The organism is Cupriavidus sp. 01L415, assembly GCF_056400065.1.
In genome coordinates this window covers 14,200-30,624 of record NZ_JBFTSP010000027.1, presented here as the reverse complement: position 1 = coordinate 30,624, position 16,425 = coordinate 14,200, and the positions used below count along the sequence as shown (strand labels likewise).

Here is a 16,425-nt window from a genome sequence, read left to right as displayed (position 1 = left end):
TTCTTTACACGCCTGTAGTTACTGTTTTCATCACCGGATCCGCCTGCTCCGTCAGGCTCGCCAGGTAGCGGTGGATCTGCGCCACCACCGCGGCGCCCTCGCCCACTGCGGCGGCGACGCGCTTGGTGGACCCCGACCGCACGTCGCCAATCGCGAACACGCCCGGCACGCTGGTTTCCAGCGTGTAGTCGGCCCGTTCCGTGCAGGACTGCCGCGCATCGTAGCCGGTCAGCACGAAGCCCTTCGAATCCGTCTGCACATTGCAGGCACGCAGCCAGTCCGTATTGGGCGCGGCGCCGATGAACAGGAACACGTGGCGCATTGGCGTCTCGACGCACTCCGGCCCCAGTGCCTGCTCCCTGACCTTGACCTTCGAGAGCCAGCCTTCGCCCTCCATCGCCGTAATCTGCGCATGGGTGTGCAGGTGGACGTTGGGCAGGCTCTTCAGGCGATCGATCAGGTAGCGCGACATCGTGGCCTCGAGCCCTTCGCCGCGCACGAGGATATGCACCTCGGCCGCGTGGGAGGCCAGGAATACCGCCGCCTGCCCCGCCGAGTTGCCGCCGCCCACCAGCATCGCGTGTTCGTCCTTGCAGAGCTTGGCTTCCACCGGCGAGGCCCAGTAGTAGACGCCCCGGCCTTCATAGCGCTCCAGCGATTCGATATCCGCACGGCGATACTGCGCACCGGTGGCGATCACCACGCTGCGCGTGGGAATCTGGCGGCCATCGGCCAGTTCGATCCGGATCGGGTTGTCGCCGCAATGCAGCGCGCGCGCCTCGAGCGGTATCGCCAGATGCGCACCGAATTTCAGCGCCTGCACGAACGCGCGGCCCGCCAGCGCCTGACCGGAGATGCCGGTAGGAAAGCCCAGATAGTTTTCGATACGCGCGCTGGCGCCCGCCTGCCCGCCGGGGGAGCGGCAGTCGATCACGGCCACCGACAACCCTTCGGAGGCCGCATACACGGCCGTCGCCAGTCCCGCCGGCCCTGCGCCGACGACGATCACGTCGTAGATGTGATTGGGATGGAACTCGGGCACCAGCCCCAGGCAGGACGCGAGCTGCCCCTCGTCCGGCGCGCGCAGCACGCTGCCATCGGGGCAGATCACCATCGGAAAATCGCTCGCCGGGGCCTTGCTGACGTCGAGCAGCGCGGTGGCGTCATGGTCGACATCGATGTCGATGACCTTGTGCGGATAGCCATTGCGGCGCAGGAACGCCTGCAGCGCCAGCAGCAACGGCTGCGTGCCCTTGCCCACCAGCACCGGGCCGCTGCCCCGCTCGATCAGGCCCACGCGGCGCAGGATCAGGGCCCGCATGATCCGTTCGCCCAGGTCGGCTTCCGCCACCAGCAGCGCCCGCAGGCGATCGGGCGGCACCACCAGGATGGTGACGTCTTCCAGCGCCACGGCGTCCACCAGCGCGGGCTTGCCGCTCAGCTGGCCGACCTCGGCCAGGAACTGGCCCGGCCCCTCGTCGGCGATGGGAACACTGTTGCCCAGTCCGTCGCGGTGAATGATCTGCGTGCGGCCCGTCAGGATCACGTGCATGCCGCGGCCGGTGTCGCCGATGGAGAACAGCTTCTCGCCGGCCTTCCAGGCCTTGACCTCGCCGAAGCGCCGAATGCGTGCGATCTCCGCGGCGGTCAGCGTGGGAAACATCTGGTGGCGGCGGCTCTCCAGAACCGAGAACGGCGCTTCCAGCCCCGCCACCGGCTCGTGACCGGCTTGCTCGTTCGTCATGTCCGGACCGGCATCGCCCTCCGATGTCGCCTGCGTCATCTCCATGCTTCCCCCTGCTGTAGTAATGAGGTTGCCGGCCGTGCCGGCGATGTGCATCGAACGAGACTGCCTTCGCGGCCGCTACCGCCGGCCGCGCATCGGGTCGATAGTAGCCGCCCTTGGCCGGAAACACACATGAAGATTTATGAAGATCCGGCGTCGTGCACGGCCCCGGGGCTCGCCGGCCCGCTTCCACGGTCCGGCGCGTCACGGCGTCGGCGCCCGTGGCTGGCGTCACCCCCTGGTGCCACCCAGAGGCTTGCCGGCTTGCTGGATCGCGCTGCGCATCCGTTCCTCTTCCTCGCGCAGCTCGGGCGTGAAGGCTTCGCCAAAGTCATCGGCTTCAAAGACGCGGCGGAGTTCCAGTCCACCTCGCCGTTGCCGTCGGTCACCGGCCAGCGGCGCACCCACTCGAGGGCCTCCTCATAGGACCCGACCTCGATCATCGTGAAGCCGGCGACCAGTTCCCTGGCCTCGGCAAACGGGCCATCGATCACGGTGGGCTTGCCCTTCGAGAATTTCACCCTGGCGCCCCGCGACGACGGGTGCAGGCCCTCGCCGGCCAGCATGACGCCGGCCTTCACCAGTTCGGCGTTGTAGGCCGTCATGTCCGCAATCAACTGCTCGGAGGGCATTTCGCCGGCTTCGGTCTGGGCGTCGGCCTTGCGCAGAATCATGAATCGCATCTTGGTATCTCCTTCGATATGGGGCTGAGTTGGCTGAGGCGGGGTTGGGGGCGAGCGCAACGATGGTGGTTCCGGGGCGCTCTACTGTACGACGAACGTCACGCCGCCAAAACGACATTGGGATCAGCCTTACCCATGAAGAAAACGACTGGATCTAATCGTTTTAAATCATGGTGAGAATAGTCGACGCTGGCTACACTTTGTTTCGCGCCCGACAGACGCGCTTCCGCGCTGGCTTGCAAGGCCGGCGGCGGAAATTCAGAACGCCCCCAGAAAGTACGGAAGCAAGGAGACGAGATGTACCGCGATCGCATTCGCATGGCCGCCCTCCAGGACAAGATCATGACGGCCGACGAAGCCGCCACGCTGATTCAGGACGGCATGACGGTGGGCATGAGTGGCTTCACCCGCGCAGGCGACTGCAAGGCCGTACCCTTCGCGCTGGCCCGTCGCGCAGCCAGCGATCCGCTGCAGATCACGCTGATTACCGGCGCGTCGCTGGGCAACGACATCGACAAGATCCTGGCCGAGTCCAACGTGCTGGCGCGACGCCTGCCGTTCCAGGCGGATGCCACGCTGCGCCGCAAGATCAACAATGGCGAGGTCATGTTCATCGACCAGCATCTGGGCGAAACCGTCGAGCAACTGCGCAGCGGACAACTGGCGCCGGTGGACATCGCGGTGATCGAGGCCGCGGCCATTACCGAGACCGGCGGCATCGTGCCGACCACCTCGGTCGGCAACTCGGCCAGCTTCGCCATGATGGCCAGGAAGGTGATCGTCGAGATCAACCTGAACATGCCCGCCGCGCTGGAAGGGCTGCACGACATTGCGTTCCCGGTGCAGCGCCCGTATCGCCAGCCGATTCCGCTGATCGCCGTCGAACAGCGCATCGGTCTGCCCTATATCCCCGTCGACCCGTCGCGTATCGCCGCCATCGTCATCACCGAGCGCGACGACAGCCCCTCCAACGCCCTGCCCCCGGATGCCGAAACCCGCCAGATCGCCGGCCACCTGAACGCGCTGCTGGCGCACGAGGTACGCGCGGGCCGGCTGTCGTCCTCGCTGCAACCGCTGCAGGCCGGCATCGGCACGATTGCCAATGCCGTGCTGCACGGGCTGGCGGATTCCCCGTTCCACGACCTGACGATGTACTCCGAGGTCCTGCAGGACAGCACGATCTCGCTGATCGATGCCGGCAAGCTGCGCTTCGCATCGGCGTCCTCGATGACGCTCTCGGGCCCCGTCTACCGCCGCGTGCTCGACGAGATCGACCGCTACAAGTCGCGGCTGGTCCTGCGCCCGCAGGAAATCAGCAACCATCCCGAGGTACTGCGCCGGCTGGGCCTGATCACCATCAACACGGCGCTGGAGTGCGACATCTACGGTAACGTCAACTCGACGCACGTCGGCGGCACGCACATGATGAACGGCATCGGCGGCTCCGGCGACTTTGCGCGCAATGCCTACCTGTCGGTGTTCGTGACCAAGTCCGTGGCCAAGGACGGCAGGATTTCCAGCATCGTGCCGATGGTGTCGCACGTCGACAATAGCGAGCACGACGTCGACATCCTGGTGACCGAACACGGCCTGGCCGACCTGCGCGGCCTGGCGCCGCGCGAGCGCGCGCTGCAGGTGATCCGCAACTGCGCGGACCCGGCCTACCGCGACGGGCTGCTCGACTATTTCAGACGCGCATCGTCGCGCGGTGGCCAAACCCCGCACCTGCTGGAAGAAGCGTTTGCCTGGCACGTGAACTACCGCGACCACGGCAGCATGCTGCCGGCAACCCAGGCCGATCCGGTATCGCCCGCGGTCGAAGCGCAGGCTGCGGCATTGGCCGCCTGAGGGCTCGCGGGAGGCGCGCGGGACGTATCAACAAAAGTTGACGCCCGGGCGGTCAGTGATAAGAATGGCTGATCGCCGCCGGCCGACGCATTTCTGCCTCGGCAGGCTGGCCCCATGGCCCCATGGCCCTGTCCGTCTCCCGCCCCCCATGATCCCATCCGTCACCGCACTCCACAGCCGTCTCAAGATGCAGCATCTTCGGTTGCTGCTGGCCATCGAGGAGCGTGGTTCGCTCCGTCAGGCTGCGGAGGCACTGACGCTGACACAACCGGCGGTCAGCAAGATGCTGCAAGACATGGAGGAACTGTTGGGGGTGACGCTGTTCGACCGCCACGCGCGCGGCCTGCGTCCGACGCGTTTTGGTGGCGCGGCCACGCGCTACGCCAAGCTGGTGTTTGCCGACATGGCCGGCCTGCGCGACGAACTGGTGGCGCTGGAATCGGGCAAGACCGGCCGGGTGCGCGTGGGCGCGGTGATGGCGCCCACGCCGGGCTTGCTCGCCGGCGTCATCCGGGACCTCAATCGCGACCATCCCCGGCTGGAAATCGCCATTCAGGTCGATACGAGCGACCTGCTGGTGCCGCTGCTCGAGCGCGACCAGCTGGACATCGTGCTGGGCCGCGTGCCGGAGGGCTGGGACAGCAGCGGACTGGCGTTCGAACAACTGGACGAGGAAGGGCTGGCCATCGTGGTCGGCCCGCAGCATCCGCTGTGCAAGCGCCGGCGCCCCTCCTTTGCCGAGCTGACCCACTATCCGTGGATCATGCAGCCACGGCCCAGCCCGATGCGCGCGCTGATCGACCGCTCGTTCGAGGATGCCGGCGTTGCGCCGCCCCCGTCGACCATCGAAACCGCCGCGGTGCTGATGACCACCTCCTTGCTGGCCGACAGCGAACTGATCGCCGTACTGCCGGCCTCGGTCGCGGCGTTCTACGAGGGTCTCGGCGCGCTGACCGTGCTGCCTTTGCCGCTGCCGCGCAAGCTGGGCCCCTACGGCATCGTCACGCGACGCGGCCGGCCCGTCACGGCGTCGATGAGTGTGTTGCTCGACGCCTTGCGGGCAGCGGCCGCGCGATAGTCGCGCCAGGCGGCTGCGCAGCTTGCCACGCTGCCGGACCGGCGCCCCGGCTCCACGCCGCCTCGCTCAGCGGCCCCAGCGCAGGACCAGCGGGTCCAGGCGCCGCGCGATCCGGAGCAGGCCGTCGCGCGTCGCCGGGTGCATCGGCTGCAGCGGATGCCGTACCGCGTCCGAGACGATCACGCCGCCCTCTTTCATCAGCACCTTGCTGGTGGCCAGCCACCCCTGGCGATTCTCGTAGTTGATCAACGGCAGCCAGCGCTGATAGTGATCGGCGGCCAGATCCACGTCGCCGGCCTGATAGGCATCCACGATCTGCCGGATGCCGTCCGGAAAGCCGGCGCCGGTCATGGCGCCGGTGGCGCCTGCATCGAGGTCGGCCATCAGCGTGATGGCCTCTTCCCCGTCCCACGGTCCGACGATAGCGTCGCCGCCCAGTGCGATGAGATCGCGCAGCTTGGCGGCCGCCTGCGGCACCTCGATCTTGAAATAGGAGACATTGGCGATCTCCCGGGCCATGCGCGCCAGGAACGGCGCCGACAGCGTCGTCCCGCTGACCGGGGCATCCTGGATCATGATGGGGATGTCGATGGCGTCGGACACCGTCGCGAAGAACGCGTGGATGGCCGGCTCCGGCACGCGGATGGTGGCGCCGTGGTACGGCGGCATGACCATCACCATCGCGGCGCCGGCATCCTGCGCGGCGCGGCTGCGCTCCGCACACACGCGGGAACTGAAATGCGTGGTGGTGACGATGACCGGCACGCGGCCCGCCACATGTTCGAGCGCCGTCTTCATCAGCAAGCTGCGCTCGTCGTCGGTCAGGACGAACTGCTCCGAGAAATTCGCCAGGATGCAGAGGCCGTTCGAGCCGGCATCGATCATGAAATCAATGCAACGGCGCTGGCCATCGAGATCCAGTTCGCCGTCTGCATCGAAGATGGTGGGCGCCACCGGGAATACGCCGCGATATACCGGACGGCCTGCTGACGTGCTCATGTCTCCCTCTCCTTTTCTGGTTTCCGGCAGTGCCGGCTGGCGCCAATATACGGCGCGGGTCCGCGCCCTGTATATTGAATCCTTTCCATTACGTGATCGCTTTTGCGACTCACCGCCATGCCCGCCACGAAGACGACGCTCGACGTCCTGCTGTCCCGCCTGCGCATGAAGCAGCTGCAGTTGCTGATCGCGCTGGACGACCGCAAGAGCCTGCATCAGGCCGCCGCCGACATGGCCATGACCCAGTCGGCCGCCAGCAAGGCCCTGCAGGAACTGGAAACCATGCTGGGCGCGCCGCTGTTCGAGCGGTCCCGCAGCGGCATGCGGCCCAACCCGTTCGGCCATTGCGTGATCCGGTATGCGCGCCTGATGGTCACCAACCTTGACGCGTTGTGCCAGGACATGGCGGAAATCCGCTCCGGCCAGGGCGGCCACCTTGCCGTGGGCGCGATCATGGGGGCGGTGCCCGAGGTGCTGGTGCCGGCGCTGGAGGCCCTCGGGACCACGCAGCCCCGGCTGTCCGTCCACGTCGTAGAGGACACCAGCCGGCGGCTGCTCGACCTGCTCGACGATGGCCGGCTCGACCTCGTGCTCGGCCGTGCGTTGGTCAGCGCGCAGCCCGATCGCTACCACTACCAGCCGATCGAGGAGGAACCGGTTTCGGTGGTGGTCGGCTATGCGCATGCGGCACCGCGCGCCAGGTCGCTGAGCCTGGCCGACCTGGCCGGCTATCGGTGGATCGTGTATCCCGGCCAGATGCCGATGCACGAATTGCTTCAGCGCGAGCTTGACCTGGCCGGTCTGACCCTGCCGGCCAATGTGATCTCCACCTCATCCACCTTTGTCACCGTGGCGATGCTCGCGCGCAGCGACCGGCTCGTGTCGCTGCTGCCCACCAGCGTGGCGGCGCTGTTCGCGCGCCAGAAGATGCTGCGCATCCTGCCGCTGACGCTGCAATCGCGGCAGCAGACCTTCGGCATCGTCACCCGGCGTGGCGGCACGCTGTCCGCCGCCGCCCGCGCACTGATCGGGCTGCTGAAAGTCCGGGAGGATCGCTGAGGTATTCCTTCAGGTGATCGCCCATTCAAAATTGCTCACTAGTTGGGTATCACTCCAGCCCGTATAGTCCGGTCGAACAGCACAGACTGATCACAGACAATCACAAGGATGGAGACAACCATGAGAAAGTGGATCACCGGCGCGAGTGCCGGCCTGATCGGCCTTGCCGCCGTCGCCGTGCCCGTCGCCCATGCCCAGGATCCCCGTCCCGTGCGACTGATGGTCGGCGCGGCCCCTGGAGGCGGCACCGACGTGATGGCGCGCATCGTCTCCGACAAGCTGGCCGCCGTCCTCAAGCAACCCGTGGTGGTCGACAACCGGCCGGGTGCCTCCAATACCATCGCCGCCGACATGACGGCCAAGGCCGCGCCGGACGGCAATACGTTGCTGATGGGTGTGGTCACCTCGCAGGCCATCGCCCCCCATCTGCTCAAGCTGCAGTTCGATCCGTTGAAGGACCTGGCCCCCGTGGCACTGGTGTCCTCCGTGCCCAATGTGCTGGTGGTGAACAACCAGGTCCCGGCCCGCGACGTCAAGGCGCTGGTCGCGCAAATCCAGGCCAACCCGGACAAGTTCCGCTACAGCTCTTCGGGCGTCGGCAGCACCCAGCATCTTGCGGGCGCCGCGTTCGCGCGCCAGGTCCACGGCAAGCTGCTGCATGTCCCGTACAAAAGCAGCAGCAGCGCGCTGGTCGACCTGATGGGTGGCCAGGTCGACATGAGCTTTGAAACCATGCCCTCGGTCATCAGCCACATCAAGGCCGGCAAGCTGCGCGCGCTGGCCGTGACCGCCGACCAGCGCTCCGCCCTGCTGCCCGACGTGCCCACGCTGGCCGAAGCCGGCGTGCCGGGCGTGCAGATGAATGCCTGGTATGGCGTCTACGCGCCGGCCGGCACGCCGCCAGCCACGCTGCAGAAGTTGGGCGCCGCGTTGACCGGGGTACTCAAGGACCCCGACACGGTGCGCCGCCTGAACGACGTCGGCGCGCTGCCGGGCACGCTCAATGCCGCGCAGTTCGATGCGTTCGCGCGCAGCGAATATGCCCGCTACGGAAAGCTGATCGCCGAACTCGGCGTCAAGCTCGACTAGGAAGTTGTTTAAAAGGATCCTGGCGTCGTTGCCGAGTTTGCTACACCCGCTTGCCGTACCACTTGTACTGTCTGCGGCCGCGCGTCTAGCCAGGACCGCTTCACTTCATTTTTATGCAACCTCTGATTTCGCTCATCCGACACTGACATGACTGCACGCCCCCGTATTGCTATGGTGCTTGGCGACCCCGCTGGCATCGGCCCCGAGCTGGTTGCGCGGCTGCTGGCGGACCCCGCCGCCACGCAGGCCGATATCCTGCTGATCGCCGACCGCGACGAATGGCGCCACGGCGCCGAGATTGCCGGCGTGAATCTCGCCCTGCGCGAAACCGATCGCCTCGACTTCGCCAGCGATGGCGCGCCACGCCTCTATCACTGGGCGCTCGACGACAAGCCGGCGTACCCGCGCGGCGCCGCCAGCGCCGAGGGCGGCCGCTACAGCCTCGGCACGCTGGCGCTGGCGCTTGAGCTCGCGCAGGCGGGCAAGGCCGACGCCATCCTCTTCAGCCCGCTCAACAAGAGTTCGCTGCACGCGGCGGGCATGGGCCACAACGACGAACTGCACTGGTTTGCCGAGCAACTTGGCCATCGTGGTGCGTTCTGCGAGTTCAATGTGCTGGACGGCCTGTGGACCTCGCGCGTGACCTCGCACGTCGCGCTCAAGGACGTGCCGGCCATGATCAGCCGCGAAAGCGTGGGCGCCGCCATCGACCTGATCGACCAGGCCCTGCGTGCCGCCGGCATGCGCGCTCCGCGCATCGCCGTATGCGGCCTGAATCCGCACAACGGGGACAATGGCGCGTTCGGCCGCGAAGAGATCGACATCATCGCGCCGGCCGTAGAAGACGCCCGGGTGCGCGGCGTGGCCGCGCAGGGGCCATTTCCGGCCGACACCATTTTTCTGAAGGTGCAAGGCGGCCCGGCCACGCGCCAGTTCGACGCCATCGTGACCATGTATCACGATCAGGGCCAGATCGGCATCAAGCTGATGGGATTCTCGCGCGGCGTGACCGTGCAGGGCGGCCTGCCGGTGCCGATCACCACGCCGGCGCATGGCACCGCTTTCGACATCTCGCAGCAGGGCCGCGCAGATCCGGGCGCCATCCTGCAGGCATTCCACCTGGCCTGCCAGATGGGTGCGCAACGACACAACTCACATTTCGCCGCGAAAGGAGCCACACCGTGAAGATCACCAACGTCCGCGCCCGCGTTTTCGAATGGAAGGGCAAGACCGTCCCGCCGCAGGCGCACTTCTGCACCAACGCCACCGACATCCTGTTCGACCGCGGCGACGCCATGGGCTCGTTCCGCTTTCATGGCTGGCTGGTGGTGGAAATCGAAACCGACACCGGGCTGGTCGGCATCGGCAACTGCGCGCTCGCGCCTCGTGTGGCCAAGCAGATCGTCGATCAGTACCTGGCGCCGATCGTGATCGGGCAAGACCCGTTCGATAACGAATACCTGTGGCAGAAGATGTACCGCCGCACGCATGCCTGGGGCCGCAAGGGCATCGGCATGGCGGCGATCTCGGCGGTGGACATCGCGCTCTGGGACCTGATGGGCAAGGCGACGGGCAAGCCGGTGTTCAAGCTGCTGGGCGGGCGCACCAAGGAGAAGATCTGGTGCTACGCCTCCAAGCTCTACAACAATGACGACCGCGACGTCTTCCTGGCCGAGGCGCAACGCTATCTCGACCAGGGCTTCACCGCGATGAAGATGCGCTTCGGCTACGGCCCCCGGGACGGCGCCGTCGGCATGCAGAAGAATATCGAGCAGGTGCGCCTGCTGCGCGAGCTGGTGGGTGACGGTGTCGACATCATGCTGGAGTGCTACATGGGCTGGACGCTGGAATACGCGCGCCGGATGCTGCCGCGCCTGGCCGAGTTCCAGCCGCGCTGGCTGGAAGAGCCGGTCATCGCCGACGATATCGAGGGCTATGCGGAGCTCAAGAAGATGAGCCCCTTCCCGATCTCCGGCGGGGAGCACGAGTTCACCTCGTACGGCTTCAAGGACCTGCTGGAGCGGCGCGCCGTGGACGTGATCCAGTACGACACCAACCGCGTCGGCGGCATCACCGCCGCGCAGAAGATCAACGCGATGGCGGAAGCGTGGTCCGTGCCCGTGATTCCGCACGCGGGGCAGATGCACAACTACCACTTGACGATGGCGTCCACCGCGTCGCCGATGGCCGAGTACTTCCCCGTGCACGACGTGGAAGTCGGCAACGAACTGTTCTACTACATTTTCAAGGGCGACCCGGCGCCTGACAACGGCTACCTGCAGCTTGACGACGACCTCCCGGGCCTCGGGCTGACGCTCAACGAAGACCATTTCGGCGACTTCGACATCATCGACTGAACGCCGTCTTGCGGCCGGCGCAGCCCTGCTGCGCCGGCCGATCCAGCCTCGTCACATTCGGTAACGCCAGGCGCCGGCCGAACCTTCTACAATGATGACCACCCGCCATGGGCACCCCGTCGGATCCGGTTATCCGCGCCCCCGGGATCACATTTAGGAAGCGTCCACGTGCAAAACAAGAAGCTCACCCTGGCTCCCCTGATTGCGCTCATCGCCCTCACGCTCAGCCCGCTGGCGAGGGCCGACGTCGGCGAGGCCGCTCACGATGTCAAGGAAGCCACCGTGCATGCCGCCAAGAAGACCGGCGAGTTCGCCAAGGATGTCGGCCACGGCATCGGCCATGCAGCCAAGACGGTCGGCCACGGTATCGGCCAAGCGGCCAAGACCGTTGGCCACGGCGTGGCCGATACGACACGCGAGGGCTACCACGCCGTCAAGCACGCGGTCCACAAGGATTCCGAGCAAAAAGATCCCCAGTAATCCCGCGCCGAGGCCGCCTGCCTTGAAGGTCTGGCTGCTCCGCAGTCCGGCGATGTGATGCGCAGGTAAGGCGATGCGCCGGGGCGATGCCCAAGCGCGATCCAGATCAGACCGGAAGGCCCTTCGCACGCAGCACGGCGTCAAACCGCTCCGGATCGGCCGTGCCGGTGCGATTGGTCTCGCGGATCTTCGCCTCGCGCTCGAGGTGCGCACGGGTGCGGCGCAGCACATCCTCGGCCTCCGCCGCCGGCACCGCGATCACGCCATCGGCATCGCCGACGATCAGGTCCCCCGGCATCACGGCCATGCCGGCGCACGCAACCGGCACGTTGATCTCGCCGGGGCCGTCCTTGCTGGGGCCGCGATGCGTGTGACCGCGCGCGAAGATCGGCATGCCGTCCTCGGCCCATTCGAGCAAGTCACGAATCGCGCCATCGATCACCAGTCCGCCCAGTTTTTTCGCCACGCACGTCGTGCGCATCAGGCCGCCGACGAGCGCCTGCGTCACGTCGGCGCCGCCGTCGATCACGAGCACATCGCCGGGCTCGACCATCATCAGCGCCTTGTGGATCATCAGGTTATCCCCGGGGCGTACGCGCACGGTCACAGCCGGCCCGCACAGCACCGTATCGAGCCGCGCGTGGTACTGGCGCAGACCAACGGTGCCGACGTTGCGGCTCATGGCGTCACCGATCGCCGCCACCGGCATCTCGCGGAATGCGGCTACGATGCTGGCGGCCGGGCCTGCCTGGCGCGGCACGATGCGATAGCCGGCAGGCCATTGCAGGGCCTGGTTTGTCGGATCTGGCGTGTGGTTGCTCTGGCTCATATCGATTCCCCCTTCTCTTGTCAGTACAAGGCCTCGCACGCCGCGCGCAGGCGCGCGAGCCCGGCCTCGAGCTTTTGCATCGACGTCGCGAACGAAATCCGGAAGAACGGCGAGACGCCGTAGGCACCGCCTTGCAGCACCGCCAGGTTCTGCGCCTCCAGCAGGTAGAGCACAAAATCCTCGTCGTTCTCGATCCGCTTGCCTGATGGCGTGGTGCGACCGATCACGTCCGCACACGACGGAAACACGTAGAACGCGCCCTCGGGCACATGGCAGGAAATGCCCGGAATACGATTGAGCTCGGTCACCACGGCGTCGCGGCGCGACTGGAAGATCCGCGTGCGCTCGGCGATGAAGTCCTGCGGACCGGTCAGAGCTTCCAACGCGGCCGCCTGGCTGATCGACGACGGATTGGAGGTGCTCTGCGACTGCAGCTTCACCATCGCCTTCACCAGCGACGCGGGTGCACCACCGTAGCCGATGCGCCAGCCCGTCATGGCATAGGCCTTCGATACGCCATTGATGGTCAGCGTGCGGTCCTTGAGCGCGGGCTCGACCTGAGCGATGGTCGCGAATTCGCGGCCGTCATAGAGGATGTGCTCGTAGATGTCGTCCGTCATCACCCAGACGTGCGGGTGGCGCAACAGCACATCCGCCAGCGCCTTCAGTTCGGCGTGCGAGTACGCGGCACCGCTTGGATTGTTCGGCGCATTGAGCACGAGCCAGCGCGTGCGGGGCGTGATGGCGCGCTCCAGGTCTTCGGGCATGAGCTTGAACCCGTTCGCCGGCAGGCAATCGACAAACACCGGCGTGCCCTCGGCCAGCAACACGATATCCGGATACGACACCCAGTACGGGGTCGGCACGATGACTTCATCACCGGCTTCCACGGTGCACATGAAGGCATTGAAGATGATCTGCTTGCCGCCGGTGCCGACGATCAGCTCGCCGGGCGCGTACGCAAGCTGGTTATCACGGAGGAACTTGTCTGCGATGGCGGCGCGCAACTCGGGGGTCCCGCCCACATCCGTGTACTTGGTCTGCGACTTCGACATCGCGCGCGTGGCGGCTTCGCAGATATGAGATAGCGTATCGAAATCCGGCTCGCCGGACGTGAGGCCGATGATGTCGCGGCCGGCGGCGCGAAGCTCACGGGCGCGTTGGCCGGCCATCGAGCTCGGGGACGGTTTGATGCGGTTCAGACGTGCGGCAATGAGGCTCATGATCGTGAAAGCGTGGGATCGTGAAAACGTGGCTGTGGAACTAGCGAGGGGAATGCGGTGTGGCGGGGTTCTGGATGAAGCGCCGGTGCTCGCGCAGATAGGGAACGAGCCCGCCGGCGTCGCGGATCATCAGCACGATGTCCGGCACGGGCTCGCAGGGAATCACGCGGCCGCTGCTGCCATCCGCCTCGCCCACGCGCAGCGTCGCGCTCGAACCCGACAGATGGAGCGCGACGGACTCGCCCTCGCGGATGCCGTCGGTGTCTGCGGTGATGAGCAACAGCCCGTTATTGACCGCGTTGCGCCAGTACGTACGGGAGAAGCTCTTGGCCACGACGACGCGGATGCCCGCTGCGAGCACGACCGTGACGGCCACCTCCATCGCGGAACCGCAACCGAAATTGTGGCCCGCGACGAAGACGTCGCCGTCCTGCACGCTTGCCGCGAAATCCGGCGCCAGGTCTTCGAGCAGGTAGCGGCGCAGGACGTTGGGGTCCAGGCTGTCCTTCTTGCGGCTGGACGCGATGATGTAGTCGGTATTGATGTCGTCCCCGAGCAGACGGGCACGGCCCGGCGTGACGGAGAGTCTGGCGGTGGTGGAAGTCGATGCCATGATCAGCCGATGGCCTCGCGCGGATCGCTGAGCTGGCCGGTGACGGCCGCCGTCGCGCACGCCCGTGGCGAAGCAAGAAAAATCTGCGCCTGGCGATTGCCCATGCGCCCCTTGAAATTGCGGTTGGCCGTGGAGATCACGCGCTCGCCATCGGCCGGAATGCTGCCGCAGGTACCGCAGCACGCGCCGCAGCCCGGTGCCTGCAGTTCCGCGCCCAGCGCGCTGAATTCGGCCAGCATGCCGGCCGCTTCCATTTCCGCGCGCACCGACTCGGAGGCCGGTGTCACGATCAGGCGCACGCCCGGCGCCACGCCGCCGCCCGCGCGCAGCACGGCGAGCGCTTCGCGGTAATCCTTGGTGCGGCCGCCCGTACAGGTGCCGAGGTAGACCATGTCGATCTTCGTCTCGCCCGCCGCGTCGAGGTCGATCACGTTGTCGACGCGATGTGGCATCGCCACCTGCGGCACGACGTCGGCCAGGTCGAAGGTCAACGTCTGCGCATAGGTTGCGCCGGCATCGGCCGCCACCGGCTCGAACGACGCGTCGCTGCGAGCCGCAAGCCATGCGCCGGTGCAAGCGTCATAGGGGAACAACCCGGCCTTGGCACCCATTTCCACCGACATATTGGCCAGCACGATCCGATCGTCCATATCGAGCGAAGCCACGCCCGGCCCATCGAATTCGAGCGCCAGGTAGTTGGCGCCCCCGGCGCCGAGCCTGCGCGCCATCGACAACGCCAGGTCCTTGGCCGATGCATACGGCGGCAACTCGCCGGTCAGGTGGATGCGGATCGAACCGGGCACCTTGAACCAGAGCTGGCCGCACTGGAGAATGCCCGCGAGATCGGACGAGCCGATGCCCGACCCGAACGCATTGAGCGCACCGTAGGACACTGCATGCGAGTCCGCGCCAACCGCCAGCTGGCCGGGCAGCACACGGCCGCGCTCCAGCATCAGTTGATGGCCGATGCCTTCACCAACCTCGAATACGCAGATGCCATGCGCGCGGGCATAGGTCCGCGCCCGCTCCTGCAGCGCCAGCGCGCGGGCGCCGGACGTCGCGCCGTAGTGGTCGAGCGCAAACACCAGCCGCTCGGGCTTGACCGGCGCCGGCAGCGTGCCGTCGGGCTGCATCTCGCGGAAATAATCGAGCGCCATCGGGATCGAACCATCGGTGCCCATCGTGGCATCGGGCTCGCAAATCGCGAGGTCGCCGGCAAACACCGCCTGCCCGGCCGCGCGGGAGAGCAGCTTCTCGGCGAGAGTCTGCGGGCGCGCGGCGGTGGCGGTCTCGGAGACGATCGTCATGGGGACCTTGTGCTCAGTTCAGCTTGTTCAGTGCTGCTCGTTCAGTGCAGCTCGTTCAGTTCAGCTTGATATCGGCCGACTTGATGACCTTGCCCCACTTGTCGTGCTCGGCCTGAATCAGGCGGGCAAAGTCTTCCGGCGAGCCGCCGACCGGCTCCACGCCGAGCTGCGTGAGCTTGGCGCGGACGTCGTCGGACTTCAGGATCTGGTCGATCGCGCGATTGAGTTTCTGCACAATCGGGCGCGGCGTGGCGGCCGGCGCGACCACGCCGCTCCACGACAGCGACTCGTAGCCCTTGATGCCCGCTTCGTCGAGCGTCGGCACATTCGGCAAGCCCGGAATCCGCTTGCGGCTGGTCACTGCGAGCGCGCGCAGCTTGCCCTGCTGGACAAAGCCGATCGACGACGGCGCGTTGTCGAACAACATGGTCACGTTGCCGCCGAGCAGGTCGGTCAGCGCGGCCGAACTGCCCTTGTAAGGCACGTGAAGCAGATTCACGCCGGCCATCGACTTGAACAATTCGCCCGAAAGGTGGGTGGAGCTGCCGGGGCCCGACGACGCGAAGCTCAGTGCGCCCGGCTTGGTCCTGGCGAGCTGGACCAGCGCCGACACGTCGGCGGCAGGCAGGCTCGGCGACACCACCAGGATGTTCGCGTTCTGCGTGGCGTAGCTGACCGGCGCGAAGTCCTTGGCGGCGTTGTAGTTGAGCTTGTTGTAGAGGTGGTCGTTGATCGACAGGATGCCCGTGGCCCCCATCAGCAGCGTGTAGCCGTCAGCCGGCGACTTGGCGACGAGCTCGGCGCCGATATTGCCGCTGGCGCCGGCACGGTTGTCGACGACGAACGGTTGCTTGAACTGCTCCTGCAGCTTCTCGGCCAGAATCCGCGCCACCACGTCGGTGGAGCCGCCTGCGGCGAACGGCACCACGATCCGCACAGCCTTGTCGGGATAGCTGTCTTCCGGGGCGGCAACCGCCAGTGTCGGCAACCAGGCCGATTGCAGGCAAACAAGAACTGCGGCAAGACCAGTCAACGTCTTCATGGGGGCATCCTGGGCAAGAGGGTGAGTGTTAT

General features: G+C 66.7%; 14 protein-coding genes and 1 pseudogene. 7 read left to right on the top strand and 8 right to left on the bottom strand.

Annotated elements, in window-relative coordinates; all coding sequences use genetic code 11:
- Positions 1 to 4: 4 nt before the first annotated feature.
- Together AC1DOX_RS25485 and AC1DOX_RS25480 are read right to left on the bottom strand one after the other, a co-directional pair.
- Entirely contained in the window at positions 5 to 1,789 is a 1,785-nt protein-coding gene (locus AC1DOX_RS25485) for an FAD-dependent oxidoreductase (RefSeq protein WP_441622224.1), read from the bottom strand.
- Positions 1,790 to 2,017: 228 nt separating this feature from the next.
- A pseudogene (locus AC1DOX_RS25480) lies at positions 2,018 to 2,469 on the bottom strand (YciI family protein).
- 297 nt (positions 2,470 to 2,766) lie between these two features.
- On the opposite strand from AC1DOX_RS25480, the gene AC1DOX_RS25475 reads away from it, so the two are divergent.
- Together AC1DOX_RS25475 and AC1DOX_RS25470 are read left to right on the top strand one after the other, a co-directional pair.
- The gene (locus tag AC1DOX_RS25475) at positions 2,767 to 4,317 is read left to right on the top strand and encodes an acetyl-CoA hydrolase/transferase family protein (protein WP_441622222.1); all 1,551 of its coding nucleotides are present in this window, start codon (positions 2,767 to 2,769) and stop codon (positions 4,315 to 4,317) included.
- Positions 4,318 to 4,465: 148 nt separating this feature from the next.
- The gene (locus AC1DOX_RS25470) at positions 4,466 to 5,395 is read left to right on the top strand and encodes a LysR family transcriptional regulator (RefSeq protein WP_441622220.1); all 930 of its coding nucleotides are present in this window, start codon (positions 4,466 to 4,468) and stop codon (positions 5,393 to 5,395) included.
- Between the two features lie 66 nt (positions 5,396 to 5,461).
- Here the strand turns inward: AC1DOX_RS25470 and AC1DOX_RS25465 are convergent, their stop codons facing one another.
- A complete protein-coding gene (locus AC1DOX_RS25465) occupies positions 5,462 to 6,394 on the bottom strand; it encodes a dihydrodipicolinate synthase family protein (RefSeq protein ID WP_441622218.1) in 933 nt (310 codons plus the stop codon).
- A 117-nt stretch (positions 6,395 to 6,511) separates the two neighbouring features.
- On the opposite strand from AC1DOX_RS25465, the gene AC1DOX_RS25460 reads away from it, so the two are divergent.
- From AC1DOX_RS25460 to AC1DOX_RS25440, 5 genes are all read left to right on the top strand, one after another.
- The gene (locus tag AC1DOX_RS25460) at positions 6,512 to 7,453 is read left to right on the top strand and encodes a LysR family transcriptional regulator (RefSeq protein WP_441622216.1); all 942 of its coding nucleotides are present in this window, start codon (positions 6,512 to 6,514) and stop codon (positions 7,451 to 7,453) included.
- Between the two features lie 120 nt (positions 7,454 to 7,573).
- A complete protein-coding gene (locus AC1DOX_RS25455) occupies positions 7,574 to 8,542 on the top strand; it encodes a Bug family tripartite tricarboxylate transporter substrate binding protein (protein WP_441622214.1) in 969 nt (322 codons plus the stop codon).
- Between the two features lie 147 nt (positions 8,543 to 8,689).
- Positions 8,690 to 9,727 (top strand): 4-hydroxythreonine-4-phosphate dehydrogenase PdxA, encoded by a 1,038-nt coding sequence (locus AC1DOX_RS25450; protein ID WP_441622212.1) that lies wholly within the window; start codon positions 8,690 to 8,692, stop codon positions 9,725 to 9,727.
- The gene (locus AC1DOX_RS25445) at positions 9,724 to 10,899 is read left to right on the top strand and encodes an L-rhamnonate dehydratase (protein ID WP_441622210.1); all 1,176 of its coding nucleotides are present in this window, start codon (positions 9,724 to 9,726) and stop codon (positions 10,897 to 10,899) included. Before AC1DOX_RS25450 ends, AC1DOX_RS25445 begins: the two co-directional genes overlap by 4 nt.
- Positions 10,900 to 11,067: 168 nt before the next feature.
- Complete coding sequence (locus AC1DOX_RS25440; RefSeq protein ID WP_441622208.1) at positions 11,068 to 11,379, top strand: hypothetical protein; 312 nt, start codon at positions 11,068 to 11,070, stop codon at positions 11,377 to 11,379.
- A 106-nt stretch (positions 11,380 to 11,485) separates the two neighbouring features.
- Here the strand turns inward: AC1DOX_RS25440 and AC1DOX_RS25435 are convergent, their stop codons facing one another.
- Genes AC1DOX_RS25435 through AC1DOX_RS25415 form a run of 5 tightly spaced genes read right to left on the bottom strand, consistent with a single transcriptional unit; the run spans position 11,486 to position 16,393 of the window.
- The gene (locus AC1DOX_RS25435; protein ID WP_441622206.1) at positions 11,486 to 12,208 is read right to left on the bottom strand and encodes an RraA family protein; all 723 of its coding nucleotides are present in this window, start codon (positions 12,206 to 12,208) and stop codon (positions 11,486 to 11,488) included.
- Between the two features lie 20 nt (positions 12,209 to 12,228).
- Positions 12,229 to 13,431: an aminotransferase class I/II-fold pyridoxal phosphate-dependent enzyme gene (locus tag AC1DOX_RS25430; protein ID WP_441622204.1), complete on the bottom strand. Its 1,203-nt coding sequence runs from the start codon at positions 13,429 to 13,431 to the stop codon at positions 12,229 to 12,231.
- 40 nt (positions 13,432 to 13,471) lie between these two features.
- Entirely contained in the window at positions 13,472 to 14,044 is a 573-nt protein-coding gene (locus AC1DOX_RS25425) for a LeuD/DmdB family oxidoreductase small subunit (protein WP_441622202.1), read from the bottom strand.
- A 2-nt stretch (positions 14,045 to 14,046) separates the two neighbouring features.
- Complete coding sequence (locus tag AC1DOX_RS25420; RefSeq protein ID WP_441622200.1) at positions 14,047 to 15,351, bottom strand: 3-isopropylmalate dehydratase large subunit; 1,305 nt, start codon at positions 15,349 to 15,351, stop codon at positions 14,047 to 14,049.
- A gap of 55 nt (positions 15,352 to 15,406) precedes the next feature.
- A complete protein-coding gene (locus tag AC1DOX_RS25415) occupies positions 15,407 to 16,393 on the bottom strand; it encodes a Bug family tripartite tricarboxylate transporter substrate binding protein (RefSeq protein ID WP_255371246.1) in 987 nt (328 codons plus the stop codon).
- Positions 16,394 to 16,425 lie beyond the last annotated feature (32 nt).